The sequence below is a fragment of the Streptomyces finlayi genome, assembly GCF_014216315.1.
Lineage (GTDB): Bacteria > Actinomycetota > Actinomycetes > Streptomycetales > Streptomycetaceae > Streptomyces > Streptomyces finlayi_A.
In genome coordinates, this window is sequence record NZ_CP045702.1 from 4,200,245 (window position 1) to 4,225,131 (window position 24,887).

The 24,887-nt window shown below is 71.2% G+C and carries 17 protein-coding genes and 1 tRNA gene; 17 read left to right on the forward strand and 1 reads right to left on the reverse strand.

Features of this window, described 5'->3' with window-relative positions; translation table 11 throughout:
- Positions 1-4: 4 nt before the first annotated feature.
- The 5 genes from F0344_RS19440 (at position 5) to F0344_RS19460 (ending at position 3,040) form a co-directional block, all read left to right on the forward strand.
- Positions 5-859: a type II secretion system F family protein gene (locus F0344_RS19440; RefSeq protein WP_185302771.1), complete on the forward strand. Its 855-nt coding sequence runs from the start codon at positions 5-7 to the stop codon at positions 857-859.
- Positions 856-1,650, forward strand: a complete 795-nt coding sequence (locus F0344_RS19445) for a type II secretion system F family protein (RefSeq protein WP_374940105.1) — start codon at positions 856-858, stop codon at positions 1,648-1,650. The genes F0344_RS19440 and F0344_RS19445 overlap by 4 nt, the downstream gene beginning before the upstream one ends.
- A 196-nt stretch (positions 1,651-1,846) precedes the next feature.
- Positions 1,847-2,068, forward strand: a complete 222-nt coding sequence (locus tag F0344_RS19450; protein WP_258050282.1) for a DUF4244 domain-containing protein — start codon at positions 1,847-1,849, stop codon at positions 2,066-2,068.
- Positions 2,069-2,153: 85 nt separating this feature from the next.
- Positions 2,154-2,483, forward strand: coding sequence for a TadE family type IV pilus minor pilin (locus F0344_RS19455; RefSeq protein ID WP_185299991.1), 330 nt, complete (start codon positions 2,154-2,156; stop codon positions 2,481-2,483).
- A 128-nt stretch (positions 2,484-2,611) separates the two neighbouring features.
- Positions 2,612-3,040: an Rv3654c family TadE-like protein gene (locus F0344_RS19460; protein ID WP_374940159.1), complete on the forward strand. Its 429-nt coding sequence runs from the start codon at positions 2,612-2,614 to the stop codon at positions 3,038-3,040.
- On the opposite strand, the gene F0344_RS19465 is transcribed toward F0344_RS19460, so the two are convergent.
- Complete coding sequence (locus F0344_RS19465) at positions 2,958-5,459, reverse strand: DEAD/DEAH box helicase (protein ID WP_185299992.1); 2,502 nt, start codon at positions 5,457-5,459, stop codon at positions 2,958-2,960. The genes F0344_RS19460 and F0344_RS19465 overlap by 83 nt on opposite strands.
- A 78-nt stretch (positions 5,460-5,537) precedes the next feature.
- On the opposite strand from F0344_RS19465, the gene bldG reads away from it, so the two are divergent.
- The 12 genes from bldG (at position 5,538) to F0344_RS19525 (ending at position 24,441) form a co-directional block, all read left to right on the forward strand.
- Positions 5,538-5,891 carry an anti-sigma factor antagonist BldG gene (bldG, locus tag F0344_RS19470; protein ID WP_078075833.1) on the forward strand — a complete coding sequence of 118 codons (354 nt, stop codon included), beginning with the start codon at positions 5,538-5,540 and terminating at the stop codon, positions 5,889-5,891.
- 203 nt (positions 5,892-6,094) lie between these two features.
- A complete protein-coding gene (locus tag F0344_RS19475) occupies positions 6,095-6,562 on the forward strand; it encodes an ATP-binding protein (RefSeq protein WP_185299993.1) in 468 nt (155 codons plus the stop codon).
- A 142-nt stretch (positions 6,563-6,704) separates the two neighbouring features.
- Entirely contained in the window at positions 6,705-7,865 is a 1,161-nt protein-coding gene (locus F0344_RS19480) for an IS4 family transposase (protein WP_185297178.1), read from the forward strand.
- Positions 7,866-8,434: 569 nt separating this feature from the next.
- Complete coding sequence (locus F0344_RS19485; RefSeq protein ID WP_185299994.1) at positions 8,435-10,882, forward strand: sodium-translocating pyrophosphatase; 2,448 nt, start codon at positions 8,435-8,437, stop codon at positions 10,880-10,882.
- 293 nt (positions 10,883-11,175) lie between these two features.
- The gene (locus F0344_RS19490; RefSeq protein ID WP_185299995.1) at positions 11,176-11,784 is read left to right on the forward strand and encodes a small secreted protein; all 609 of its coding nucleotides are present in this window, start codon (positions 11,176-11,178) and stop codon (positions 11,782-11,784) included.
- A 127-nt stretch (positions 11,785-11,911) separates the two neighbouring features.
- The gene (locus tag F0344_RS19495; protein WP_185299996.1) at positions 11,912-13,417 is read left to right on the forward strand and encodes a N5-glutamine methyltransferase family protein; all 1,506 of its coding nucleotides are present in this window, start codon (positions 11,912-11,914) and stop codon (positions 13,415-13,417) included.
- A 1,015-nt stretch (positions 13,418-14,432) separates the two neighbouring features.
- Positions 14,433-14,630, forward strand: a complete 198-nt coding sequence (locus F0344_RS19500) for a hypothetical protein (protein WP_185299997.1) — start codon at positions 14,433-14,435, stop codon at positions 14,628-14,630.
- A 292-nt stretch (positions 14,631-14,922) separates the two neighbouring features.
- On the forward strand, positions 14,923-17,787 hold the full coding sequence (gene topA, locus F0344_RS19505; protein WP_185299998.1) for a type I DNA topoisomerase: 2,865 nt from the start codon (positions 14,923-14,925) through the stop codon (positions 17,785-17,787).
- Between the two features lie 168 nt (positions 17,788-17,955).
- Positions 17,956-21,237 (forward strand): dTMP kinase, encoded by a 3,282-nt coding sequence (tmk, locus tag F0344_RS19510; protein WP_185299999.1) that lies wholly within the window; start codon positions 17,956-17,958, stop codon positions 21,235-21,237.
- Between the two features lie 214 nt (positions 21,238-21,451).
- The gene (locus F0344_RS19515; RefSeq protein ID WP_185300000.1) at positions 21,452-22,657 is read left to right on the forward strand and encodes a DNA polymerase III subunit delta'; all 1,206 of its coding nucleotides are present in this window, start codon (positions 21,452-21,454) and stop codon (positions 22,655-22,657) included.
- A gap of 82 nt (positions 22,658-22,739) precedes the next feature.
- Positions 22,740-24,269 (forward strand): alpha/beta hydrolase, encoded by a 1,530-nt coding sequence (locus F0344_RS19520; RefSeq protein WP_185300001.1) that lies wholly within the window; start codon positions 22,740-22,742, stop codon positions 24,267-24,269.
- Positions 24,270-24,367: 98 nt separating this feature from the next.
- A tRNA-Thr gene (locus tag F0344_RS19525) sits at positions 24,368-24,441 on the forward strand.
- Positions 24,442-24,887: the final 446 nt, after the last annotated feature.

Consider the following 24,887-nt stretch of genomic DNA (forward strand, 5'->3'; position numbering starts at 1 on the left):
AGCCATGGGGCCGGGGCATGTGACGTACGCGACGGTGATGTGTGCCGGGATGGCGGCCTGGACGGCCGTGCGGCGCGAGCAGGCGCGGCGTCGGGCGCGGCTGCTGTTCGCGGACGGGGCGCCGGAGCCGAGCCGGCTGAGGGCCCACTGGTCGGCGATGTCGGTGTTCCTCCGTGAGCGGCGCGAGTGGCTGTGCGTTCCGTTGGCGGTGTTGCTCGCCGTGCTGGGTGAGTCGGCGCTGCCGTTGGCCGCGGGGGCCGTGGCGGTGCCGCTCATGCGGCGGTGGCTGCGTGTGCGGTCCCGGCGGCGGGAGCGGGAGCGCGCGTCGGATGCGGTGATGACGCTGTGCGGTGCGGTGGTGGGGGAGCTGCGGGCGGGGCGTGAGCCGGGCCAGGCGTTGCTGGTTGCCGCCCGCGAATCGGCGGTGGCACTGGGCGGGGCGGAGGCCGCGGTACTGGCGGCCGCGCGGTTCGGTGGGGACGTGCCGGGTGCGCTGCGACAGGCGGCGGACGGACCGGGGCGTGAGGGGCTCGCCGGAGTGGCGGCATGCTGGCGGGTCGCGGTGGACGGCGGGGCGGGGCTCGTGGCCGGCCTGGACCGTCTGGAGGGTGCCTTACGTGCGGACAGGCGCCGGCGGGAGGAGTTGCGAGCCCAACTGGCGGGCGCCTGGTCGACGGTCGTGGTGCTGGCGCTTCTGCCGGTGGCGGGTCTGGGACTGGGTGCCGCACTGGGGGCCGACCCCTTGCGGGTCCTGTTGCACAGCCCTGGAGGGCTGGCCTGCCTGACCGCGGGAGGGCTGCTGGAGACGGCGGGCCTCCTGTGGGCCCGGCGGATCGTCAGGGCGGGTGAGGCGGCGTGAGCGGGGCGACGGGGGGCGTCGTCCACAGCCTGGGGGTGATGGGAGTGCTGGTGTGCACCGCCGCGTATGCGGTTCTCGCCCTCATGGGACGGCGGCGGGAGCGGGTAGTGCGCAGACGTGTGGCGCTGCTGTTGGCGGTCGGTGCGGGGAAGCGGCGCCGGTGGCGGCCGGGCGTCACCGCCGGTGTGCGGAAGTGGGTGGCGCCCTTGGGGGCGGCGGCGGTCGGGTGGGTCCTGGTCGGCGGACTGCCGGGCTGCGCGGCCGCTGCGGCCGCGGCATACGGGATGTGGCGTCGGCAGCGGTCGTGGAGGGCGCGTGATGACGCTGCCGCGGTGGCGGAGGCCGCCGTGGTGGTGGGGCAGCTTCCGCTCGCAGCCGATCTGCTGGCGGCCTGCCTCTCTGCCGGGGCGGGTCCGAGGGAGGCGGCGGAGGCGGTGGGTGAGTCCATGGGTGGCCCGGTCGGTGACCGGCTGGCCGGGGTGGCGGCGGAGATCCGGCTCGGCGGGGAACCGGCCGGGGCGTGGGGGCGGTTGGCGGAGATACCGGGCGCGGGTCAGCTGGCGCGCTGCCTGGACCGGGCGGGAACGACCGGGGCACCGGCGGCGGAACCGGTTGGCCGGCTGGCGGAGACGATGCGCGCCGAACGGTCGAGTGCGGCCGTGGCCCGCGCGCAGCGCGCCGGCGTGCTGATCACCGCACCGGTCGGACTGTGCTTCCTGCCCGCCTTCCTGGCCATCGGGGTGGCGCCCGTGGTGATCGGGCTCGCGACCGGGCTGTTGTCACCCGGCTGACGCGGGGCGACCCCTTGCGCAGGGGCCCTTGGCGGTCCGACGGGCACCTGGCGGTCCGACGGGCACCTGGTGGTCCGACGGGCACCTGGTGGTCCGTCGGGCACCTGGCGGTCCATACGTATCGGTTCACATCAGTCCACATCGATTCACAGAAATCGACATATCTATTTCGGGGGTTGAAATGAGTGGCAACTTCATGGGGCGGGTGCTGGATTCGGCGCGGCGGGCGTGGAGCGGCAAGCGGGGGTCGCTGGGCAGGTTCGGACGGTCGGACCGCGGGATGACGACGTCCGAGTACGCCGTCGGAACCATCGCCGCCTGCGGGTTCGCCGCGGTGCTCTACAAGGTCGTGACGAGCGGGCCCGTGCTCACGGCGATGCAGTCGCTGATCAAGGACGCGCTCGATGCGAAGTTCTGAGGGTTGCGGGGCCGGCGGAGGGGCCTGGGCCGGGCGGCGGTGGCGGGCGCGGGCTCCTGCCCCTCCCGGCAGGGACGAGGGCGCCGTGACGGCGGAGGCGGCGATGGTCATCCCCGCCCTTGTCGCCTTCGCGGTCGTCCTGGTGTGGGCTCTGGTGGCCGCAGCCGATCAGATCCGGTGCGTGGACGCGGCGCGGGCCGGGGCGCGGGCAGCGGCCCGTTCGGAGCCGGAGGCGGCGGTGCTGGACACGGCGCGGGCGGCGGCGCCTGGACAGGCGCGGGTCGAGGTGGAGCGGTCGGGGGAGCTGTGGCGGGTCCGCGTGGAGGCACCGACACCGGGTCCTGGGCCACTGACGCTCACGTTGAGCGCCGAGGCGGCCGCACTTGCGGAGGACACGGTGGGGGAGGAGCCGTGAGGAGCTGGTGGAAGCGGGGGCGGGAGCGGGAGCGGGAGCGGGAGCGGTGGCTGAGGCGGGGAGGCGGCTCCGGTGATCGAGGGCTGGCGACGGTGTGGGCGGCTACGGCCACGGCCACCCTGTGCGCGGTGTTCGCGGTGGTGCTCGCACTGGGACAGGCCGTGGCGGCCCGGCACAGGGCCGGCGGTGCGGCTGACCTGGCGGCCCTCGCCGCAGCCGACCGTGCCCTCCAGGGCCCGGCAGCCGCGTGCGAGGCGGCCGGGCGGGTTGCCGGGGCTCAGGAGGCGGTTGTGGTGCGGTGCGCCGTGCAGGGGGAGATCGCCGATGTGACGGCCCGCGCCCGCTTCGGCCCGTACGAGCCAGAGGTCAGGGCCCGCGCGGGGCCGCCGGACGAGGCGGCGCGGGCCGGGGGAGCGCGGGCCGGGGGAGCAGCGGCGCGGGCCGGGGGAGCGGCGAGGGGAGGGGGTTCGGCGGCTACGGCTTCGGCGTGTCTTCCGGGGGTGGGGCAGGGGCAGGGGCAGCCGGGTCCGGGGGTGCGGTGCGTAGGAGTTCGGTGAGGAGGCGTACGGCGCCGCGCTTGTGCAGCGGCTCGTTCCCGTTGCCGCACTTGGGGGACTGGATGCACGAGGGGCAGCCCGCGTCGCACTCGCAGGACGCGATGGCCTCGCGGGTCGCCGTCAGCCACGTCCGGGCGGTGTGGAAGGCCCGCTCGGCGAAGCCGGCGCCGCCCGAGTGGCCGTCGTAGACGAAGACCGTGGGCAGCAGGGTGTCCGGGTGGAGCGGCACGGAGACTCCGCCGATGTCCCAGCGGTCGCAGGTGGCGAAGAGCGGGAGCATCCCGATCGACGCGTGCTCGGCGGCGTGGAGAGCGCCGCCGAGGATCTCCGGATTGATCCGGGCGGCATCGAGCTGGTCCTCGGTGACCGTCCACCACACGGCGCGGGTGCGCAGGGTGCGGGGCGGGAGGTCGAGTTTGGTCTCCCCCATGACCTCACCGGTGATCACCCGGCGGCGCAGGAAGGAGACGACCTGGTTGGTGACCTCCACGGAGCCGTAACAGAGTCGTCCGTCACCCCACGGGATCTCCATGTCGGTCTCCAGGACGGAGATGGCGGTGGTGTCGCGTGCGGTGGTCGAGTACGGCGGGCTCGCCTCCTCGACGAGGGCCACGGAGTCCTCCAGGTCGAGCTTCCGCACCAGGTAGGTGCGGCCCTGGTGGAGGTGGACGGCGCCCTCGTGGACGGCGGTGTGCGCTGCCGACTCGTCGACGGTTCCGAGCAGACGTCCGGTGCCCTCTTCGACGATCTGGACCGGGCGGCCGCCCTCGCCGCGGATGTCGGTGAGATCCGCCGCCCGCTCGCGGCGGGTCCAGTGCCAGCCGGAGGGCCGCTTGCGCAGTAGTTTCGCGGCCTCCAGCTGAGGCAGCAGATCGGGCACGGCAGGACCGAAGAGCGCGATGTCGGACCCGGTGAGAGGCAGTTCCGCGGCGGCCGCGCACAGATGGGGGGCGAGGACGTACGGGTTGTCGGGGTCCAGGACGGTGGACTCCACGGGCTGCTGGAACAGCGCCTCGGGGTGGTGGACCAGATAGGTGTCCAGGGGATCGTCCCGGGCGACCAGGATGGCGAGTGCGCCCTGACCGGAGCGGCCCGCGCGTCCCGCCTGCTGCCACAGGGAGGCCCTGGTGCCCGGGTAACCGGCGATGACGACGGCGTCGAGGCCCGAGACGTCGATGCCCAGTTCCAGGGCGGTGGTGGCGGCGAGGCCGAGTAGTTCGCCGGAGTGCAGAGCCCGTTCCAGAGCGCGGCGTTCCTCGGGGAGGTAGCCGCCGCGATAGGCGGCGATCCGTTTCGGCAGCAAGTGGTCCACCTCGGCGAGGCGTTCCTTCGCGATCACCGAGATGAGTTCGGCGCCGCGCCGCGATCGCACGAAGGCCACCGAGCGGACGCCTTGAAGGGTCAGGTCGGTGAGGAGGTCGGCGGTTTCCGCCGTGGCGGTACGGCGAACCGGGGCGCCCCTCTCGCCGTGGAGTTCGGTCAGCGGGGGTTCCCAGAGGGCGAAGACCAGTTCGCCGCGGGGCGAGGCGTCGTCGGCGACCTCCTTGACGGGGAGGCCCGTGAGACGGCCCGCGGCGACCGAGGGGTCCGCCGAGGTGGCGGAGGCGAGGAGGAAGACCGGATCGGCGCCGTAACGGGCGCACAGGCGGCGCAGGCGCCGCAGCACCTGGGCGACGTGGGAGCCGAAGACGCCCCGGTAGGTGTGGCACTCGTCGATGACGACGAAGCGCAGGGCGCGCAGGAAGGAGGACCAGCGGGGATGGGAGGGCAGGATGCCGCGGTGCAGCATGTCGGGGTTGGTCAGGACGTAGTTGGCGTACTGGCGTACCCATTCGCGTTCCTCGACGGGGGTGTCACCGTCGTACACCGCCGGCCGGATCGCGTGGCCGAGTGGCTCCGCGAGGTTCTTCACGGACCGTCGCTGGTCGGCTGCCAGGGCCTTGGTGGGGGCGAGGTACAGGGCGGTGGCCCCGCGTCCGTTCGGGGCCTGTGAGCCCTCGAGCAGGGTGCTGAGCACCGGCGCGAGGTAGGCGAGGGACTTCCCGGACGCGGTGCCGGTGGCGATCACGACGGATTCGCCGTCCAGCGCATGCTCCGCGGCGGCTGCCTGATGGGCCCACGGATGGCCGATCCCGGCCTGCTGAATCGCCGCGACGACTTCTGGGCGGATGCGATCCGGCCAGATGGCATGGGTTCCCGCCCGCGGGGGCAAGTGCTCCGTATGAGTGATGCGCGCGGACCGGCCCGCCCCTGCGGCGAGCCGGTCGAGGACCATGGAGGGAGAGGGGCGGGATCCCCCGCTCTCGGGCGGTCGACTGGGGCGGTGATTCTTGGCCATCGGCACCGAGTGTGTCACTGGCGTGGCGGACAATGGTCCCAAGGCGTCGTGCATGGCGGCTGGTAAGTGATTGAATGCCATCGCGGCTGGCGATCCGTCCCCTGGCTCCGTCGGGGAGACCGAGGGGCGACCGCTCGATAGCAAGGTGCTGGAGGATCCGTGGACCTGTCCTTGTCGACTCGCAATGTGTCCGGCCCTGGTGGCGACCGTACGGTCGTCGAGGTCGGTGGCGAGATTGATGTGTATACCGCGCCCAAGCTGCGCGAGCAGTTGGTCGAGTTGGTGAATGACGGCAGCTACCACCTGGTTGTCGACATGGAAGGTGTCGATTTTCTCGACTCCACCGGCCTCGGCGTGCTCGTGGGCGGCTTGAAGCGCGTCAGAGCCCATGAGGGTTCACTGCGCCTGGTCTGCAACCAGGAGCGCATTCTCAAGATCTTCCGGATCACAGGTCTGACCAAGGTGTTCCCCATTCACACCACGGTCGAAGAGGCTGTCGCGGCCACCGACTGACGTCGGAGCGGGCCGGCCTCATCTGGCCGGCCGGCAGGCAGTGAACAGCCCGGCACGCGGCAGCAGGCAGGCCGCTTCGAGCAGGTGGTCGGCCCTGGGCCGACTGCCGGCTTTGTCGGCTTTTCCGGAGGGTGGAGAGCAGGGGGACCGGGCTGCACGCCCGGGCCTCTGACAAGCACGCCCGTACGTTCGAGGGGGATCGCATGGCCACCGTTGAACTCCGCTTCAGCGCTCAGCCCGAACATGTCAGGACGGCGCGCCTCGTGGCAGCCGCCGTGGCTCGCCGGGCCGGGGTGGACGAGGCGTTGCTCGACGAGGTCAGACTGGCTGTGGGCGAGGCGTGCAGCCGTGCCGTCGGGCTGCATCGCGGTCATGGCATCACCGCCCCGGTGACCGTCGTGCTGACCGATGAGGAGAAGGCTTTCTCCATCGAGGTCGGCGACGAGGTGCCCGGCCCCGGCAGCGAGGCCGCCACCGCGGCCGGACCGTCCGGCGCCACGCCCGGAGGGCGGAGCGGCTCGATGAGTACCGAGTCCGACGGCGACGCTGAGGACGAGATGGGTCTCGCGGTCATCAGTGGCCTGGTCGATGACATGGAAGTCAGGTCGGGCGCGGACGGCGGAGTGATCCGCATGAGCTGGCCGACGAAGTCCGCCGCGCCGCCTTCCTGAGTCCCGTGTGCGGTTTGGCCGGGCGCGCGTGACCGGACCTGCGGCTGGACCCGAACGGTCGCGCCCCCGCCCCCCACCGCCTCCGGGGCCCTCCAACCCCCAATGGTCCTGAGTTAGCTGCCCGGGGTGCGATGATCTTGGGGTGGAGCGGATTGAGGGTGTGGCCGCGGGGCGGCTGACGGATGACGTGTCGATCGGGTTGCTGGCGGCGGTGTTCCCGGAGGAGGCCGTGCGGGCGGCGATCGATGAGGCGGGGGCGCGTGAGGAGCGAACGCGGTCGTTGCCGGCGAAGTTGATGATGTATTTGTCGCTGGCGTTGTGGTTGGAGCCGGGCAAGGGGTACGTGCGCACCCTGCGGGGCCTGCTGGAGGGGCTGCGGTGGTCGCGGGGCGGCTGGGGCGAATACCGGGTGCCCAGTGACGGGGCGATCTCGCTGGCCCGTTACCGGTTGGGTGAGGCGCCGTTGCGGAACCTGTTCGACGAGGTCGCAGCCCCGGTGGCCGATGAGCGCACCCCGGAGGCGTTCTGGCGGGGGCTGCGGTTGATGGCGGTGGACGGCACGGTCTTCGATGTGCCCTCGGGGAAGCGGAACGAGGCGGCGTTCGCGGTTCCGGCCGGTGGAAGCCGGCCGCAGGTCCGCCTGGTGGCGCTGGCCGAGTGCGGCACGCTGGCCCTGACCGGGGCGGCCTTCGACTCCATCGCGGTCGGTGAACGCACCCTGTTCACCCGCCTGTTGGACCGGTTGGCGCCCGGCATGCTGCTGCTGGCCGACCGCGGCTTCCCCTCGTTCGGCCTGTACCGGGCTGCCGCCGCGACGGGCGCACAACTGCTGTGGCGCGTCTCGGCTTCCTTCACCCTGCCCGTCAAGAAACGGCTGGCCGACGGCACGTACCTGTCCGAACTGCGCGGCGAGCGGAAGTCGCAGCGGGTCACGGTACGAGTCATCGAGTACTCCGTCGCCGACGACGGCGGAATCAGCGAGGTCTTCTGCCTCATCACCACCCTGCTGGACCCTGAGCACGCGCCCGCTTTGGAGCTGGCCCGCAACTACGCCGAACGCTGGTCGGTGGAAGTGCTCTTCAAACTGCTCAAGGTCGACCTGCGGCAAAGTGGCGGCATCCTGCGCTCGGGCAAACCCGAGGGAGTACGACAAGAACTGTGGGCGCTACTCTGCGTCTACCAGGCCCTGCGCACCCTGATCGCCAGGGCCGCCGTGATCGCGGGCATCGACCCCGCCCGCATCAGCTTCCCGCCCGTCCTGGACGCCGTCAAAAGCTCCCTCAGGACGGCTTTTTCCCCCTGACCAGCTCGCGAAGGCCCTGCACTTCCTCATAGCCGACCTCCCCGGCATGCACATCCGAGACCGCCCCACCCGCACCACGCCCCGCACCACGAAACGCCCCCATCTCAGCTACCAAACCCGCAGCTCAACCGACCCCGGAACCCGGCGCGTCACCCGCACCATCGTGCTCCACACACTGACACCCGACCCGATCTAACTCATGGCCATTGCTCCAACCCCTGCAAGGCCACCCCCAGTCATCCCTGGCCACCTCCGACATCCCCGGCCACCCGTTGGCCATCCCGGCCCCGGCCACCCCTGGCCATCCCCGGCCATCCCCGGTCACTCTGCCGGGTGCACATGACCGAGCATTTTCCGGGCCCTGCTGAGCAGGGCCATTTTCGTTTCCGCTTGATCGGTGATCTCCCGGCAATGCCTCTGCCCCGTTACTGCATTTGGGTCGGATCAAGGGTGAGGTCATTTGCCGATTGAGGGATGAAGGTCAATTCCATTACGCACCCACTGTTTTGATCGGGTTCTGCTCCCTACAATCCGTCCACGTCTTGAGCGCTGAGCGTCAAGGAGGACGTATGGCGGGGTTCTTCAACACACCACTGGCAGAACTGACCCAGTTTTCCGCACCTTCCGACCGTCCCACCTCACTCGCGGCCGCGGTTCTCACCGATGACAACCGGCTGATCATCATCGTGGTCGCGGTCGTCGCCGTCGCCGCACTGGTCGTCGCCCAGCTGCTGACACGCCAGGTCCTGGCGGCCGGCGAGGGCACGGAGCGTATGAAGGAAATCGCGGCGGCCGTCCAGGAGGGAGCGAATGCGTATCTGGCGCGACAGCTGCGTACCGTCGGCATTTTCGCCGTCGTCGTGTTCTTCCTGCTTCTGCTGTTGCCGGCCGACAACTGGTCGCAGCGTGCGGGAAGGTCGTTGTTCTTCCTGGTGGGTGCGCTTTTCTCGGCGGCCACCGGGTACATCGGCATGCGCCTCGCCGTTCGCAGCAATGTGCGCGTCGCCGCGGCCGCGCGTGAGGCGACTCCGGAAGAGGGCGAACCGGAAAAGGATCTCACCGCCGTATCCCACAAGGCGATGAAGATCGCTTTCCGTACGGGGGGCGTGGTCGGCATGATCACGGTGGGCCTCGGCCTGCTCGGCGCCTCCTGTGTCGTCCTCGTGTACGCCGCCGACGCCCCCAAGGTCCTGGAAGGGTTCGGCCTCGGCGCCGCGCTGATCGCCATGTTCATGAGGGTCGGCGGCGGCATCTTCACCAAGGCGGCCGACGTGGGCGCCGACCTCGTCGGCAAGGTGGAGCAGGGCATCCCGGAGGACGATCCGCGTAACGCCGCGACCATCGCCGACAACGTGGGCGACAACGTCGGGGACTGCGCGGGTATGGCGGCCGACCTCTTCGAGTCGTACGCCGTGACGCTCGTCGCCGCACTCATCCTCGGCTCGGCCGCCTTCGGTGACTCCGGACTGGCCTTTCCCCTGATCGTGCCGGCGATCGGCGTGATCACCGCGATGATCGGCATCTTCGCGGTCGCCCCGCGGCGTACCGACCGGAGCGGGATGACCGCCATCAACCGCGGGTTCTTCATCTCCGCGGTGATCTCGCTCGTCCTGGTGGCCGTGGCGGTCTTCGTCTACCTGCCGTCCTCGTACGCCGAACTTGACGGGGTCACGGACAGCACCATCGCCTCGCACGGCGGCGATCCCCGGATCTTCGCCCTGGTCGCCGTCGCCATCGGAATCGTGCTCGCCGCGCTGATCCAGCAGCTCACCGGCTACTTCACCGAGACCAACCGCCGCCCGGTCAGGGACATCGGCAAGTCCTCGTTGACGGGCCCGGCGACCGTCGTGCTCGCCGGGATCTCCATCGGTCTGGAGTCCGCGGTCTACACCGCGCTGCTGATCGGGCTCGGCGTCTACGGGGCGTTCCTGCTCGGCGGTACGTCGGTGATGCTGGCGCTCTTCGCGGTGGCCCTCGCGGGCACCGGGCTGCTCACCACCGTCGGGGTCATCGTCGCCATGGACACCTTCGGGCCGGTTTCCGACAACGCTCAGGGCATCGCCGAGATGTCGGGCGACGTCCAGGGCGCCGGGGCGCAGGTACTCACCGACCTGGACGCCGTCGGCAACACCACCAAGGCCATCACCAAGGGCATCGCGATCGCCACCGCCGTCCTGGCGGCGGCGGCGCTGTTCGGTTCCTACCGGGACGCGATCGCCACGGCGGTCGAGGACGTGGGGGCCGGAGCGGGTGAGCTGGGGCTGAGCCTGGACATCTCGCAGCCCAACAACCTGGTCGGGCTCATCCTCGGCGCCGCCGTCGTCTTCCTCTTCTCCGGTCTGGCCATCAACGCGGTGTCCCGGTCCGCCGGGGCGGTGGTCTACGAGGTGCGGCGGCAGTTCCGCGAGCACCCCGGGATCATGGACTACACGGAGAAGCCGGAGTACGGGCGCGTCGTCGACATCTGCACCAAGGACGCGCTGCGCGAACTGGCCACGCCCGGACTGCTCGCCGTGCTGGCGCCGATCGCGGTCGGATTCAGTCTCGGGGTCGGGGCGCTCGGCTCGTACCTCGCGGGTGCGATCGCGACCGGCACTCTCATGGCGGTCTTCCTCGCGAACTCCGGTGGTGCGTGGGACAACGCCAAGAAGCTCGTCGAGGACGGGCATTACGGCGGCAAGGGCAGTGACGCCCATGCCGCGACCGTCATCGGTGACACGGTCGGAGATCCGTTCAAGGACACGGCAGGCCCCGCGATCAACCCGCTCCTCAAGGTGATGAACCTGGTTGCCCTGCTCATCGCCCCGGCGGTCGTGCAGTTCAGCTACGGGGAGGACGCGAGCCCCGGGGTGCGGGCGGTGGTGGCGGTGTTCGCCATCGCCGTCATCGTCGGGGCGGTGTACGTGTCCAAGCGGCGCGGTATCGCCATGGGCGACGAAGGCGGCACCGGGGACGGAGGAGATGAGGGAGGCGGCGGCCGTCCCGCCAAGTCGCCAAACCCGGCGGCCATTTCCTGAACCGGCGTGGTCGGCCGCAGGTGCCCGGACAGGCCCCCGAGGCCGTCGTGCCAGCTCAAGCTACGGGCGGACAACTCCTTCTGAGGAGGTGTCCGCCCGTAGCGCCGCACGGTTCTTCACTCGCATCGGTGAGTTTCCGTACGTCTGATCGAGTGTTTGGGTGAGTTGTATCTCCCTCATTTCCCTTGGTGCAAATGGCTGCAAAAGCCCGTACATCCGACCACCGGCGCCAGAATGTCGCCTACTTGGCGTGTAAGTTCCGGGGCCGAGAGCCTTGGAAGGGACCCAATCCGGTGAACAAGAAGCTTGCAGCCGCACTGTCCGGCGGTGCGGTACTCGTACTGACGCTGTCGGGCTGCAGCGACGACAGCGACGACAAGGTCAACGACTGGGCCAAGGAGGTCTGCGACCAGGTCCAGCCCCAGCTGCAGAAGATCGCGGACGCCAACGGCGACATCCAGCGGCAGACCGCGGACAACAGCAAGCCGGCCGACGTCCAGGCGACCGACTCGGCCGCCTTCCAGCAGATCTCGCAGGCGTACAAGGCGCTGGGCGCGGCCGTGAACTCAGCGGGCCCGCCGCCCGTCGACGACGGCGAGACCACGCAGAAGGAGGCCGTGAAGGAGCTCAACGCCTCCTCCGTGGCCTACGCGGGGCTGAAGACGAAGGTCGACGCCCTCGACACGAAGGACCAGGCGAAGTTCGCCGACGGCCTCAAGGGCATCGCCGACGAGCTGAACAAGATCAGCACCAGTGGCGACCAGGCGCTGAAGAAGCTGCAGTCCGGTGAGGTCGGCGCCGCGATGGCCAAGCAGAAGGGGTGCCAGAAGCCGAAGGCATCCTCTTCGCCGTCCGCCGGATCGTCGGTGTCACCGTCCGCCTCGGCGAGCAAGAAGGCGTGACGGCGCCCGGGAAGGCGTAACAGGCACACCAGGGAAAGAGCCTGGTGGACCGCTGTTCAGCGGCCCGGCCGCCCTCGACGGGCGCCGGGCCGCTGCCATTGTCGGTGGGAGCGGACACAATGGGCGGGTGAGTACGACCAGCCTTCCCGCATCCGACCGTATCCCCGCGCTCCGCGAAGCCCTGCTCGCCGCCGCCTTCACGGCGGACGGGCTTCTCGAACGGCTCGGCGCGTCCGCCTACGCCGCGCTCGCCCGCAGCGAAACGGTCCCCGCACTGCGGGCGACCCGAGGTGAAGCGCCGCTCGACACGCTTGTGCGGCTCTTCCTTCTCCAGCGTCCCGTCCCGTACGAGCGGGCCGGCGCCGCGCTCCCCGTGGAGGAGTGCGTCGAGGACGGCTGGCTGAGACGTGACGGCGACGAGGTCCGTGCGGCCGTCGACGTCCGGCCGTACGGCGGGCCGGAGGGCGAGGACTGGTTCATCGTGTCCGACCTGGGCTGTGCCGTCGGCGGGGCGGGCGGCATCGGTTCGCACGAGGAGGGCGTCGTCCTCGGCGTCGGCGGGGCGTCGACCACGCTCGCCGGAATCACCGTCCGTGAGCCGGTGGCCTCCGCTCTGGACGTCGGCACCGGCTCGGGCATCCAGGCGTTGCACGCCTCCCAGCACGCCACCCGCGTCACCGCCACGGACCTCAACCCGCGAGCCCTGGCCTTCACCCGGCTCACTCTCGCCCTGTCCGGAGCCGCCCCGGCCGATCTGCGCGAGGGGTCCCTCTTCGAACCGGTGTCGGGCAAGACGTTCGACCTGATCGTCTCCAACCCGCCGTTCGTGATCTCCCCGGGTGCCCGGCTGACGTACCGCGACGGCGGAATGGGCGGCGACGACCTGTGCCGGACCCTGGTGCAGCAGGCGGGCGACCGGCTGAACGAGGGGGGATACGCCCAGTTCCTCGCCAACTGGCAGCACGTGGAGGGCGAGGAGTGGCAGGACCGGCTGCGCACCTGGGTGCCGCGCGGCTGCGATGCCTGGATCGTGCAGCGTGAGGTGCAGGACATCACGCAGTACACGGAGCTGTGGCTGCGCGACAGCGGCGACCACCGCTCGGACCCGGCCGAATACACCGCGCGCTACGAGGCGTGGCTCGACGAGTTCGAGGCCCGCGGTACCAAGGCGGTCGGCTTCGGCTGGATCACGCTCAGGAAGACGGCCGCGGCCGAGCCGTCGATCGTGATCGAGGAGTGGCCGCATTCGGTGGAGCAGCCGCTCGGCCCCGCGATCGAGGCCCACTTCGCCCGCCAGGACTACCTCAGGGACCAGGACGACGCGGCGCTGCTGGCAGCCCGCTTCACGCTGGCCGCCGAGGTCGTGCAGGAGCAGGTCGGGCTGCCGGGCGCGGAGGACCCCGAGCATGTGGTGCTGCGTCAGCACCGGGGCATGCGCCGGGCGACGAAGGTCGACGCCGTCGGGGCCGGGTTCGCCGGCGTGTGCGACGGATCGCTTCCCGCCGGCCGGATTCTCGACGCCATCGCCCAGCTGATGTCCGAGGACCCGGTCCTGCTGCGCGACCGCACCCCGCAGGCGATCCGGCTGCTGGTGGAAGAGGGTTTCCTTGAGCCGGTCCGGGACAGCGCTTGATGCACCGGTCTCGTGAGGGCGTCCCTCGGAGCGACTCGGACCGCGGTCAGTCCGTGATGGGACATCTTCTGCGGACGAGAGAGGCGAGAGAGACGAGACGCGCGAGACGGACGCGGCGGAGCCCGTCCTTTCCGGAGCTGACCTAGTACATCGACGCCGCCCCCGGCGGGCGGTGGGAGAGCGACGGCCGCTGCTCGGCGCCCCCTCCTGCCGGACGCTGTTCAACCAGGCGAAGCCGCTCATGTTCGCCGGTACCCTGCCGGCTGGTCCGCTGCCGTATCTGCTGTTCCGAGCTGCTGTTCTTCGCCCGCCTTGAGCGTCAGTTCGGAGTGCCGGATGACCGCTTCCATCAGTCGGACCGCAGTGCTCGCGTCCTCGTCGGCCTGCGTCCACGGCGACACCACGGCCCTCTCCCACGGGCGCCGGTTCGGCACGCGCGGAGCGGTCCCTCCCAGCCCCCGCCACCGCGCTCCGCTCCGCTTCGGCCGTGCCCTGTCCTACGTAACCAACGGGCTTCTCATCAGCACCTTCACCCTCACTACCGCGTGCCCTCTGCCGGGTCTGCGGATTCCGCTCGAGTCCGTCCCAGGGTTCGTGGCGGCATTGCTCGCGGCTTCCGGCGGATGCTCCGCGTCCGGGCCCGGAGTGGGGGCGCTCGGGTTTCGCGTACGGGATGTCCTCCTGGCCTCGAATGTCGCCTGTTCCGTACTTCTCCCGCTGACCGGGGCGAACGGTGCACGGGCCGAGCCGCGTGGGTGGATGCGCGTCGGCGCCGTACTCCCGCCGGCCCGTGCGGCAGCCGGTGAAGCACCACCCTCGACTCGCCACTCGCGGCCCTCGACTCGAACCCGGCACGTGATGTGAGCGGGCGGCGGGGCGGCGGGGCGGCGGAGGAGGCGGGGCCGGGGGAGTGCTGTTCACCCTGGGTTCGTGTCGGCGACGCCCCGGCGTGGAAGCCTCCCTCTGCTGGCGCGTTTCGCGACGACGAGTGACTTCGAGGGGTAGGGGTACGGACATGGAGAACGTCACCGCCGTCTTCGCCGGCACGGCATTCGCGCTGTTCGGTGCCGCGCTCCTGATCTGGACCGGGGCGCGCACGCTTCACCGCGCGCCGGTGGCTCACGGTGTGAGCCCCGTCGCCTCCACCGCGCTCGCCACGCTCTTCGGCGCGATCTTCCTCGTGGTCGGCTTCTGGTGCTTCAGCCGCGTCTGATTCCCACGCGCAGCAGGGCCTGACCCCCGGCGGGGCACCTCCGGACGGCTCCGGCGACGGACCTCCTGCGGCACCCCGGGAACCGCAGGCAGGAGCCATGCGCACTGCGGACCGAGCGGTCCGGGCGGCAGGAATGGCGGAAGTCGGGTTACCGTTCGAGTGGCCGTTGCGGGCTTTTGCCGTTTGACACGGGGGCGGGTTGTACCGTCACACTCCGCAGCGACAGCACCGCGTGCAGCGTCATTGCGCTGCCCGGATGCCCACTGAGTGCCGACCGGAGAGAAGAGCGAAGTTGTCCCCGACCAGCGAGACCGCACAGGGCGGCCGCCGACTCGTCATCGTCGAGTCGCCTGCCAAGGCGAAGACGATCAAGGGCTATCTCGGCCCCGGATACGTCGTCGAGGCGAGCGTCGGGCACATCCGCGACCTCCCGAACGGCGCCGCCGAGGTGCCGGACGAGTACACCGGTGAGGTACGCCGTCTCGGCGTGGACGTCGAAAATGACTTCCAGCCGATCTACGTCGTCAACGCGGACAAGAAAGCCCAGGTCAGGAAGCTCAAGCAGCTGCTGGCCGAATCCGACGAACTCTTCCTCGCCACCGATGAGGACCGCGAGGGCGAAGCCATCGCGTGGCATCTCCAGGAAGTCCTGAAGCCCAAGGTCCCGGTCCACCGGATGGTCTTCCACGAGATCACCAAGGACGCGATCCGGGCCGCCGTCGCCAACCCGCGCGAGCTCAACCAGCGCATGGTCGACGCTCAGGAGACCCGCCGTATCCTCGACCGTCTTTACGGCTACGAGGTGTCCCCGGTCCTGTGGAAGAAGGTCATGCCCCGTCTGTCGGCGGGCCGTGTCCAGTCCGTGGCGACCCGCCTCGTCGTCGAGCGGGAGCGCGAGCGCATCGCCTTCCGTTCCGCCGAGTACTGGGACCTGACGGGCACCTTCGCCACCGGCCGTACCGGTGACGCCTCCGATCCCTCGACGCTCACGGCCCGCCTCAGCGCGGTCGACGGACGCCGCATCGCCCAGGGCCGCGACTTCGGTCCCAACGGGCAGCTCAAGTCCGCCTCGGGCCAGACGTTGCACCTGGACGAGACGAACGCCCGCGCCCTGGCCGCGGCGCTCGCCGACTCCACGTTCGCGGTCCGCTCCGTCGAGTCGAAGCCGTACCGCCGTTCGCCGTACGCACCGTTCCGTACGACCACCCTCCAGCAGGAGGCCAGCCGCAAGCTGGGCTTCGGGGCCAAGGCCACGATGCAGGTCGCGCAGAAGCTGTACGAGAACGGCTTCATCACCTATATGCGTACGGACTCCACGACTCTCTCGGCCACCGCGATCAACGCGGCCCGGGCGCAGGTCACGCAGCTGTACGGAGCCGATTACCTGCCGGACAAGCCGCGCACGTACGCCGGCAAGGTCAAGAACGCGCAGGAGGCGCACGAGGCGATCCGTCCCTCGGGCGACCGCTTCCGCACCCCTGCGGAGACCGGCCTCACCGGCGACCAGTTCCGGCTGTACGAACTGATCTGGAAGCGGACCGTCGCCTCCCAGATGAAGGACGCCGTCGGTAACTCGGTCACCGTCAAGATCGGCGGCCGGGCGAGCGACGGCCGGGACGCCGAGTTCTCGGCCTCCGGTAAGACGATCACCTTCCACGGCTTCATGAAGGCGTACGTCGAAGGCGCCGACGACCCGAACGCCGAGCTCGACGACCGCGAGCGGCGCCTGCCGCAGGTCGCGGAGGGCGACGCGCTGACCGCCGACGAGGTCACGGTCGACGGCCACGCCACCAAGCCCCCCGCCCGTTACACCGAAGCCTCGCTGGTCAAGGAGCTCGAAGAGCGCGAGATCGGCCGCCCGTCGACGTACGCCTCGATCATCGGGACGATCCTGGACCGCGGCTACGTCTTCAAGAAGGGCACGGCGCTCGTTCCGTCGTTCCTGTCCTTCGCGGTGGTCAACCTGCTGGAGACGCACTTCGGCCGGCTGGTCGACTACGACTTCACGGCCCGTATGGAGGACGATCTCGACCGCATCGCGCGGGGCGAGGCCAAGTCCGTGCCGTGGCTGAAGCGCTTCTACTTCGGTGCGCGCGAGGACACGGCCGGTGCGGGTGCGGCCTCCGACGCGGGCAACGGCGACGGCGACCACCTCGGCGGTCTGAAGGAGCTCGTCACCGACCTCGGTGCGATCGATGCCCGGGAGATCTCCTCGTTCCCGGTCGGCAACGGCATCGTGCTGCGTGTCGGGCGATACGGCCCGTACATCGAGCGCGGTGAGAAGGACTCCGAGGAGCACCAGCGTGCCGATGTGCCCGAGGAGATGGCACCCGACGAGCTGTCCGTGGAGTTCGCCGAGGAGCTGCTGGCGAAGCCCAGCGGCGACTTCGAGCTCGGTGCGGACCCGGTGACCGGGAACCAGATCATCGCGAAGGACGGGCGCTACGGCCCGTACGTCACCGAGGTGCTGCCCGAGGGCACCCCGAAGACGGGCAAGAACGCGGTGAAGCCGCGGACCGCCTCACTCTTCAAGTCGATGTCGCTGGACACGGTGACGCTGGCCGACGCGCTCAAGCTGATGTCGCTGCCGCGTGTGGTCGGTGAGGACGCCGACGGTGTCGAGATCACCGCGCAGAACGGCCGCTACGGCCCGTATCTGAAGAAGGGCACGGACTCGCGGTCGCTGACCTCCGAGGACCAGCTCTTCGACATCACGCTCGAAGAGGCCCTGGCGATCTACGCCCAGCCCAAGCAGCGCGGCCGGGCGGCCGCCAAGCCGCCGCTGAAGGAACTGGGCAACGACCCGGTGAGCGGGGCGCCGGTCGTCGTGAAGGACGGCCGCTTCGGTGCGTACGTCACGGACGGCGAGACGAACGCGACGCTGCGGAGCGACGACAGCGTCGAGGAGATCACGCCGGAGCGCGGCTACGAGCTGCTCGCGGAGAAGCGCGCCAAGGGACCCGTCAAGAAGAAGACGGCGAAGAAGGCCCCGGCGAAGAAGGCCACGGCGAGGAAGACGACCACGGCCGTGAAGAAGACGGCGGCGAAGAAGACCGCGGCCAAGAAGACCACGACGGCGGCGAAGAAGACGACGGCCAAGAAGGCCACAGCGGCCAAGAAGACGGCTTCGTCGGCATCGGCGTCCAAGGACGACTGAGCACGGGCTGAGCATGTGCGAGGCGGAACGGCGGGGCCTTCGGGTCCCGCCGTTCCGTATGGGCCCGCGCCTGCGCTGAGCCCTGTTCCCCACCCGCCCCGCACCCTTGGCGGCCGTATGTTCGGATGGGGCCAACGGTGACCGCACCGCTCCGGATAGGCTGGGCGGATGACGCGAGCCGAGCAGCCAACGGTCGTGAGCCCCACCTCCGACACACTTGCCGCAGACTCACGCGAGCGCGCCGTACGAGCCCTGTTGCGTGTTCCCCCGCTCAGGCGGTTGTGGAGCGCCCAGCTCGTCGGCAGTATCGGCGATGCACTCGCCGTTCTCGTGCTGGTGCTGCTGTCGCTGCAAGCGGCGGTCCTGGAGGGCTCATTCGGAGCCGGGTACCGAGGGGTGGCCTTTGCGGTCGCCGCGGTGTTCGGCGCCCGGATTATTTCCACGGTTCTTTTCGGAGCCGTACTCCTGGGGCCACTGACGTCGCTCACGGGACCAGGCGGACCGGTGGACCGGCGATGGCTGATGATCGGAGTGGACGGGCTGCGGCTCGCGCTGCTGGTCGTCGCCCCGCTGTGGATCGACTGGGTGCCCGACAAGGCACTCATGATGATCCTGATCACCGTGTTCGTCACCGGGGTCGGTGAACGGCTGTGGACGGTCGCGAAGGAGAGCGCGGCCCCCGCGCTGTTGCCCGCCCCGCCCATCGAGGGCGCCGCCGTGCGCCCGCTGCCCGACCACCTCGGCGCACTGCGCAGGCTCTCCCTGCGGACGAACTTCCTCGCCATCCCCGCCGCCGGCGCGGCCCTGCTGATCGCGACCCTGGTCGGCAATCTGCTCGGCGCCGGACTCGACTGGTTCTCGTTCCACCAGGCGGCACTCGGTTCGTACGTCGCTGCCGGACTCTTCTCCGCCTCGATCTCGGTCCTGTACTTCCTCGCACTGCCCGCCACCCCGACACCCCGCCCGCGTTCGCCCCTGGAGGGCCTGCGCCGTCCGGCTACCGGCACGGGGCCCGACAGGGGCCGCACCGGCACCGTTCCGCTGATCGTCGGGGCCTGCGCCGCGGTCGCCGGGGCCATCGCCGCCGCGGCGGCGGTCTCCGTACTGCACGCCCTCGACCTGGGCGGCGGCCCCGCCACGTTCGCGCTGCTCGTCCTGGCGCTGACCGGTGGCACCGGCCTCGGCATCCGGACCGCGCAGAAGGTGCTGCCCACCCTGTCGCGGCGCCGGCTGCTGGCGTTCTCCACCGCCGTCACCGGAGTCGCGCTCCTCGCGCTCGGCCTGGTGCCGGACACGGCGACGGGGCTCCTCCTCGCGCTCCTCGCCGGTTACGCGGCCGGTGTCGCCGCCAGGACGGGGCACACGCTCATCGACCAGGAGACGGAGGAGTACCGGCAGGCCAGGACCACCGAACACCTCCAGGCCGTCGTCCGGGTGCTCATCGCGCTCGGTGCCGTCGGCGGGCCGCTGCTGGCCGCCGCGATCGGCCGGCACCGGCTGGCCGCCGGTGACTTCGTCTTCGCACACGGCGGGGCGGCGTTCGCGCTCATGCTCATCGGCGCGCTGCTGCTGCCCGTCGCCGCGGTGCTGCTCGCCAGGACCGACGACCGCGCGGGTGTGCCGCTGCGGCGCGATCTGCGCGAGGCGGTGCGCGGCGGTGATCCCACGGTCGCGCCCGCCGACACCGGCTTCTTCCTCGCCCTGGAGGGCGGCGACGGAGCCGGCAAGTCCACCCAGGTCGAGGCGCTCGCCGAGTGGATCCGGGCCAAGGGCCACGAGGTCGTCGTGACGCGCGAGCCGGGAGCGACGCCGGTCGGCAAGCGGCTGCGGTCGATCCTGCTCGATGTGTCCTCGGCCGGGCTCTCCAACCGGGCCGAGGCGCTGCTGTACGCCGCCGACCGCGCCGAGCACGTCGACTCGGTCGTGCGTCCGGCGCTGGAGCGCGGTGCGATCGTCATCTCCGACCGCTACATCGACTCGTCCGTCGCCTACCAGGGCGCGGGCCGTGATCTGTCCCCGACCGAGATCGCCCGGATCTCCCGGTGGGCGACGAGCGGCCTCGTACCGCATCTGACGGTGCTGCTGGACGTGGACCCGGAGGCCGCGCGCGAACGGTTCACGGAGGCGCCCGACCGGCTGGAGTCCGAGCCGCCGGAGTTCCACGCCCGGGTGCGTTCCGGCTTCCTCACCCTCGCGGCGGCCGACCCGGTCCGCTACCTCGTGGTCGACGCCGGCCAGGAGCCGGAAGCGATCACCACTGCCGTACGTCACCGGCTCGACCGGGTCCTTCCGCTCTCCGAGGCCGAGATCAGGGCTCAGGAGGAGGCGCGCAGGGCGGCCGAGGAGGAGGCCAGGCGCAAGGCCGAGGAAGAGGCGGCGCGAAAGGCCGAGGAGGAACGGCTGGAGCGCGAGCGGCAGGAACAGCTCGCCAAGCTCCGTGCCGAGGAGGAGGAGCGCAAGCGCCGCGAGCTGGAAGAGGCGCGGCAGCGCGAGGCCGAACGGCAGGCCGAGGAGGCCCGGCTGCGGGCCGAGGAAGCGCGTCGTCTCGCGGAGGAGGAGCGGGTCAGGCGCGAGGCCGAGGAGCAGGTGCGCGCGGCCGAGCAGGAACGCCTCCGCAGGCAGGCCGAGGAAGAGGCGCGGCTGCGCAAGGAGGCCGAGGCGCGGCGTCTGGAGAAGCAGCGCAAGGCGGAGGAGGCCCTGCTGAGGGCCGAGCAGGCACGGCGTCAGGCGGAGGCCGAGGCCGCGTCGAGGGCGGAGGCGGAGGCCGCTGCCCGGGCGGCCGCCGAGGCCGCCGCCGCTGCGGCGGCGGAGCGGGCCGAGCGCGCACAGGCGTCCGACCGCGCGGACCGCGCGGAGCGGTCTGAGCGCTCCAACCGCTCCGACCGCTCCGGGCCGTCCACGCCCGACAACGAGCTCACGGTGCCGACGCCGATCATCGGGGCGAACGAGGTGACGCAGCCGGTTCCTTCGCCGGTGGCGCCTCCGGCCGACCGCCCGCACTCCGACGGCCCGCACTCCGGCCGCTCGCGTCCGGACGCACCCCGCTCCGCGCGGGAGGCCTCGGACGACGCCGATACGGCCATGCTGCCGCGCGTCGAGGATCCGGCCGGGCGTCGTCCGGCACGGGACGCGGACGAGACGGCGGTCCTGCGGCCCGTACGGGACGAGGCACCGTCCGACCGGGTGCCGCCGGGCATCTTCCGCGACGAGCGCCCTGCCGCGCGCGCCTCGGAGGGCGAGAACGAGCGCACGCGCGAGCTGCCGCAGATCAGCGACGACCCGCGGGCCACCCGGGACGCGTACGACCGTCAGGCCCACCAGAAGCGCCCCCGTCCCGACTGGGCCGAGGAGACGCCGCTGGACGACCTGCCGTCCCTGGCCGACGAACTGCTCGGCGGCCATGACGAGGACCCCGGCCCGTCCGGCCCGGGCCGCCGTCCGCGCGGCTGACCGATCCGCACTGTCCCTCGGCGGGCCCGGCATTCCGGGCCCGCCGAGGGCGTGGGACGTCCGTTCCGGCGGCCGGAAAGCCCGGATTGTCAGACCCTTCCCCCACAATGGGAACCGCCGACGGAAACCCGCCGACGGGAATCCGCGCCAGTACCGCACCACCCCACCAGCGCCCGACGCACGCACCACCACACCACCGGAAGGGCGGTGACCCATGACCGTATGGGACGACCTCGTCGGACAGGACCGGGTCCAGCAGCAGCTCGCTGCCGCGGCCCGGGACGCCGACACGCTGGTCACCGCCATCTCGACCGGCGAGCCCGTGCCTCCCGGCTCGAAGATGACGCACGCCTGGCTGTTCACCGGACCACCCGGGTCCGGTCGGTCCACCGCCGCCCGTGCCTTCGCCGCCGCACTCCAGTGCACCAGCCCGGACCGTGCCCTCGGTGGCATCCCCGGTTGCGGCTTCTGCGACGGCTGCCACACGAGTCTGATCGGTACGCACGCAGACGTCGACGTCATCCGTACCGACCTCCTGTCGATCGGTGTGAAGGACACCCGCGCGCTGGTCCGCCGCGCCCAGCTCTCCCCGGCCGTCGGGCGTTGGCAGGTCATCATCCTGGAGGACGCCGACCGCCTGACCGAGGGCGCGGGCAACGTCCTGCTGAAGGCCGTCGAGGAGCCCGCCCCCCGCACGGTGTGGCTGCTCTGCGCGCCCTCCCTGGAAGACGTCCTGCCCACGATCCGTTCCCGCTGTCGCCACCTCACGCTCCGTACGCCGCCCGTCGAGGCCGTGGCCGACGTCCTGATCCGGCGGGACGGCATCGACCCCGAGCGCGCCGTGTCCGCGGCCCGCGCCACCCAGGGGCACATCGGCCGGGCTCGACGCCTGGCCACGGACGAGCGGGCCAGGGCCCGCCGCGCCGCCGTGCTCAAGCTCCCGCTCCGGATCGACGACGTCGGCGGCTGCCTGAAGGCGGCCCAGGAGCTGATCGACACCGCGACCGACGAGGCCAAGCAGACCTCGGACGAGGTGGACGGCAAGGAGACCGAGGACATGAAGACGGCGCTCGGCGCCGTCGCCGGGGGCAGGATGCCCCGTGGCACGGCGGGACTGATGAAGGAGCTGGAGGACAAGCAGAAGCGCCGCAAGACCCGTTCGCAGCGCGACAGCCTCGACCTGGCGCTCACCGACCTGACCGGCTTCTACCGCGACGTCCTGGCCCTCCAGCTCGGCTCGCGCATCGCGATCGCCAACATCGACGCGGAGGACTCGCTCGACCGGATCGCCCGGTCGTCGACGCCCGAGCGCACCCTGCGCCGGATCGAGGCGGTGATCGCCTGCCGCCGGGCGCTCGACCGCAACGTGTCGCCGCTGCTCGCGGTGGAGGCGATGACGATGGCCCTCCGGGCCGGCTGACACAGCGTCGCAGGTGGGACGGGCATTCACCCGAATGAGCAGGGAATCGGACGAGTCGTCACACGGCGACTACGCTCCGGGGATGGACACCAGGCGCCTGCTCCGCATCTCCGCCACCGCGCTCGGCACTGCCGGCCTTCTCATCTCCGGCTGCAGCAGCGGATCGTCGACGACAAGTGCGTCGGCCGCCGGTGCCTCGGCCCCCGAGGATCTCAAGCCGTATTACGCGCAGAAGCTGAGCTGGCGGGACTGCGGTGTGGAGGGCTTCCAGTGCACCACCATGAAGGCGCCGCTGGACTACGCGCAGCCCGACGACGGAGACATCAGGCTGGCCGTCTCCCGTAAGAAGGCCACCGGACCGGGCAAGCGGATCGGCTCGCTGCTGGTGAATCCGGGCGGACCGGGCGGCTCGGCCATCGGCTACCTCCAGGGGTACGCGGCCATCGGCTACCCGGCACCGGTCCGCGCCCGGTACGACATGGTGGCCATCGACCCGCGCGGAGTGGCGCGCAGCGAGCCGGTCGAGTGCCTGACCGGCAAGGAGATGGACGCCTACACCCAGGTCGACCAGACCCCCGACGAGGAGGCCGAGGCCGGAAAGCTGAGCGCGGCCTTCCAGAAGTTCGCCAACGGCTGCGAGAAGCGCTCCGCGCGCATCCTCCCGCACGTCTCCACCGTCGAGACGGCCCGCGACATGGACGTCCTGCGCGCCCTGCTGGGCGACGAGAAGTTGCATTACGTCGGGGCGTCCTACGGCACCTTCCTCGGGGCGACGTACGCCGATCTCTTCCCGGACCGGACGGGCCGGCTCGTCCTTGACGGCGCGATGGACCCGTCCCTCCCGGCCATCGACATCAACCGCGACCAGACAGCGGGATTCGAGGCGGCGTTCCAGTCCTTCGCCGCGGACTGTGTGAAGAAGGAGGACTGTCCCCTCGGCACCACCACGACGGACGCGGCGGGCACCGCGCTCAAGAAGCTGTTCACGGACCTGGACGCCAAGCCCGTCCCGACCGGCGAGAGCCGGAAGCTGAGCGAGTCGCTGGCCACGACCGGGGTGATCGCCGCCATGTACGACGAGGCGGCCTGGCCGCAGCTCCGTGAGGCACTGGCGGGCGCCGGGCGCAGCGACGGCTCCGGGCTGCTGGCCCTCGCCGACAGCTACTACGAGCGCGAGCCGAACGGCTCGTACGCCAACCTCATGTTCGCCAACGCGGCCGTGAACTGCCTCGACCTCCCCCCGGCCTTCGACTCCCCGGACGCCGTACGGAAGGCCGTCCCCGGCTTCGAGAAGGCTTCCCCGGTATTCGGCAGGGGCTTCGCCTGGGCGGCCCTGAACTGCGGCTACTGGCCCGCGGACGCCACCGGAACCCCCCACCGCACCGAGGCGGAGGGCGCCGCGCCGATCGTCGTGGTGGGCACCACCCGCGACCCGGCCACCCCGTACGCGTGGGCCGAGTCGCTCGCGGACCAGCTCTCCTCCGGCACCCTCCTCACGTACGAGGGCGACGGGCACACGGCGTACGGCCGGGGCAGCGACTGCATCGACACGGCGATCAACGCGTACCTCTTGGAGGGAACGCCTCCCGAGGACGGCAAGAAGTGCTCCTGACCTGCGCGTACGCCTCCGGGTGCGGCCGGTGCGGAGCACCTCCGGAAACTGTGTAGACTTGGGCCCGCTGCTGATCGCACTATGGTGCGACAGGGCGTGCCGCCTTAGCTCAGTTGGCCAGAGCAACGCACTCGTAATGCGTAGGTCTCGGGTTCGAATCCCGAAGGCGGCTCGGATTAGCCCCAGGACTCACTCGCCGTGACCTGGGGCTTTTTCCATTCCTTGACCTAACTCCTGTCGGCGCGTCAGCCCAGAGGCTTCGCCAGGCGGCCCCTGGTGGCCGACCGGTGGCCAAACGTGCAAATGGCGTGCAGCGGCGGTGTCCGGAAGCATCGACGGGGGCGGGCGGGCGGCGGCCTGGTTGTTGTTCTATCCCTACAAGTCTTCGTCCAGCACCGCCGCCTGGGAAGGCTTCGGTCGGGTCCAGGTGTCCTGAAGTCGTGCGCCAAGGAGGCGGGCGGCGCGGCTCCGCGTCGTTACTAGGGGTTCTTCTTCGTGCTCAGCCGCGTGAACACCCAGCCCCACCTTCGGCTGTGTCGGCAGTGGCTGGAGCCCCAGGGCCTGCAGGAGGTCGATGCGCCAGTGGCTCGCTCAAGACTGCTCGGGGGTCGCCGATTG

What these genes read in the sequence shown, in the direction of transcription:
- F0344_RS19500 (WP_185299997.1), top strand. Translation starts at nt 14,433, where the DNA reads ATGGAGAACGTCACCGCCGTCTTCGCCGGCACGGCATTCGCGCTGTTC.
- F0344_RS19440 (WP_185302771.1), top strand. Translation starts at nt 5, where the DNA reads ATGGGGCCGGGGCATGTGACGTACGCGACGGTGATGTGTGCCGGGATG.
- F0344_RS19475 (WP_185299993.1), top strand. Translation starts at nt 6,095, where the DNA reads ATGGCCACCGTTGAACTCCGCTTCAGCGCTCAGCCCGAACATGTCAGG.
- tmk (WP_185299999.1), top strand. Translation starts at nt 17,956, where the DNA reads ATGACGCGAGCCGAGCAGCCAACGGTCGTGAGCCCCACCTCCGACACA.
- F0344_RS19450 (WP_258050282.1), top strand. Translation starts at nt 1,847, where the DNA reads ATGGGGCGGGTGCTGGATTCGGCGCGGCGGGCGTGGAGCGGCAAGCGG.
- F0344_RS19520 (WP_185300001.1), top strand. Translation starts at nt 22,740, where the DNA reads ATGGACACCAGGCGCCTGCTCCGCATCTCCGCCACCGCGCTCGGCACT.
- F0344_RS19485 (WP_185299994.1), top strand. Translation starts at nt 8,435, where the DNA reads ATGGCGGGGTTCTTCAACACACCACTGGCAGAACTGACCCAGTTTTCC.
- F0344_RS19515 (WP_185300000.1), top strand. Translation starts at nt 21,452, where the DNA reads ATGACCGTATGGGACGACCTCGTCGGACAGGACCGGGTCCAGCAGCAG.
- F0344_RS19465 (WP_185299992.1), bottom strand. Translation starts at nt 5,459, where the DNA reads ATGGCATTCAATCACTTACCAGCCGCCATGCACGACGCCTTGGGACCA.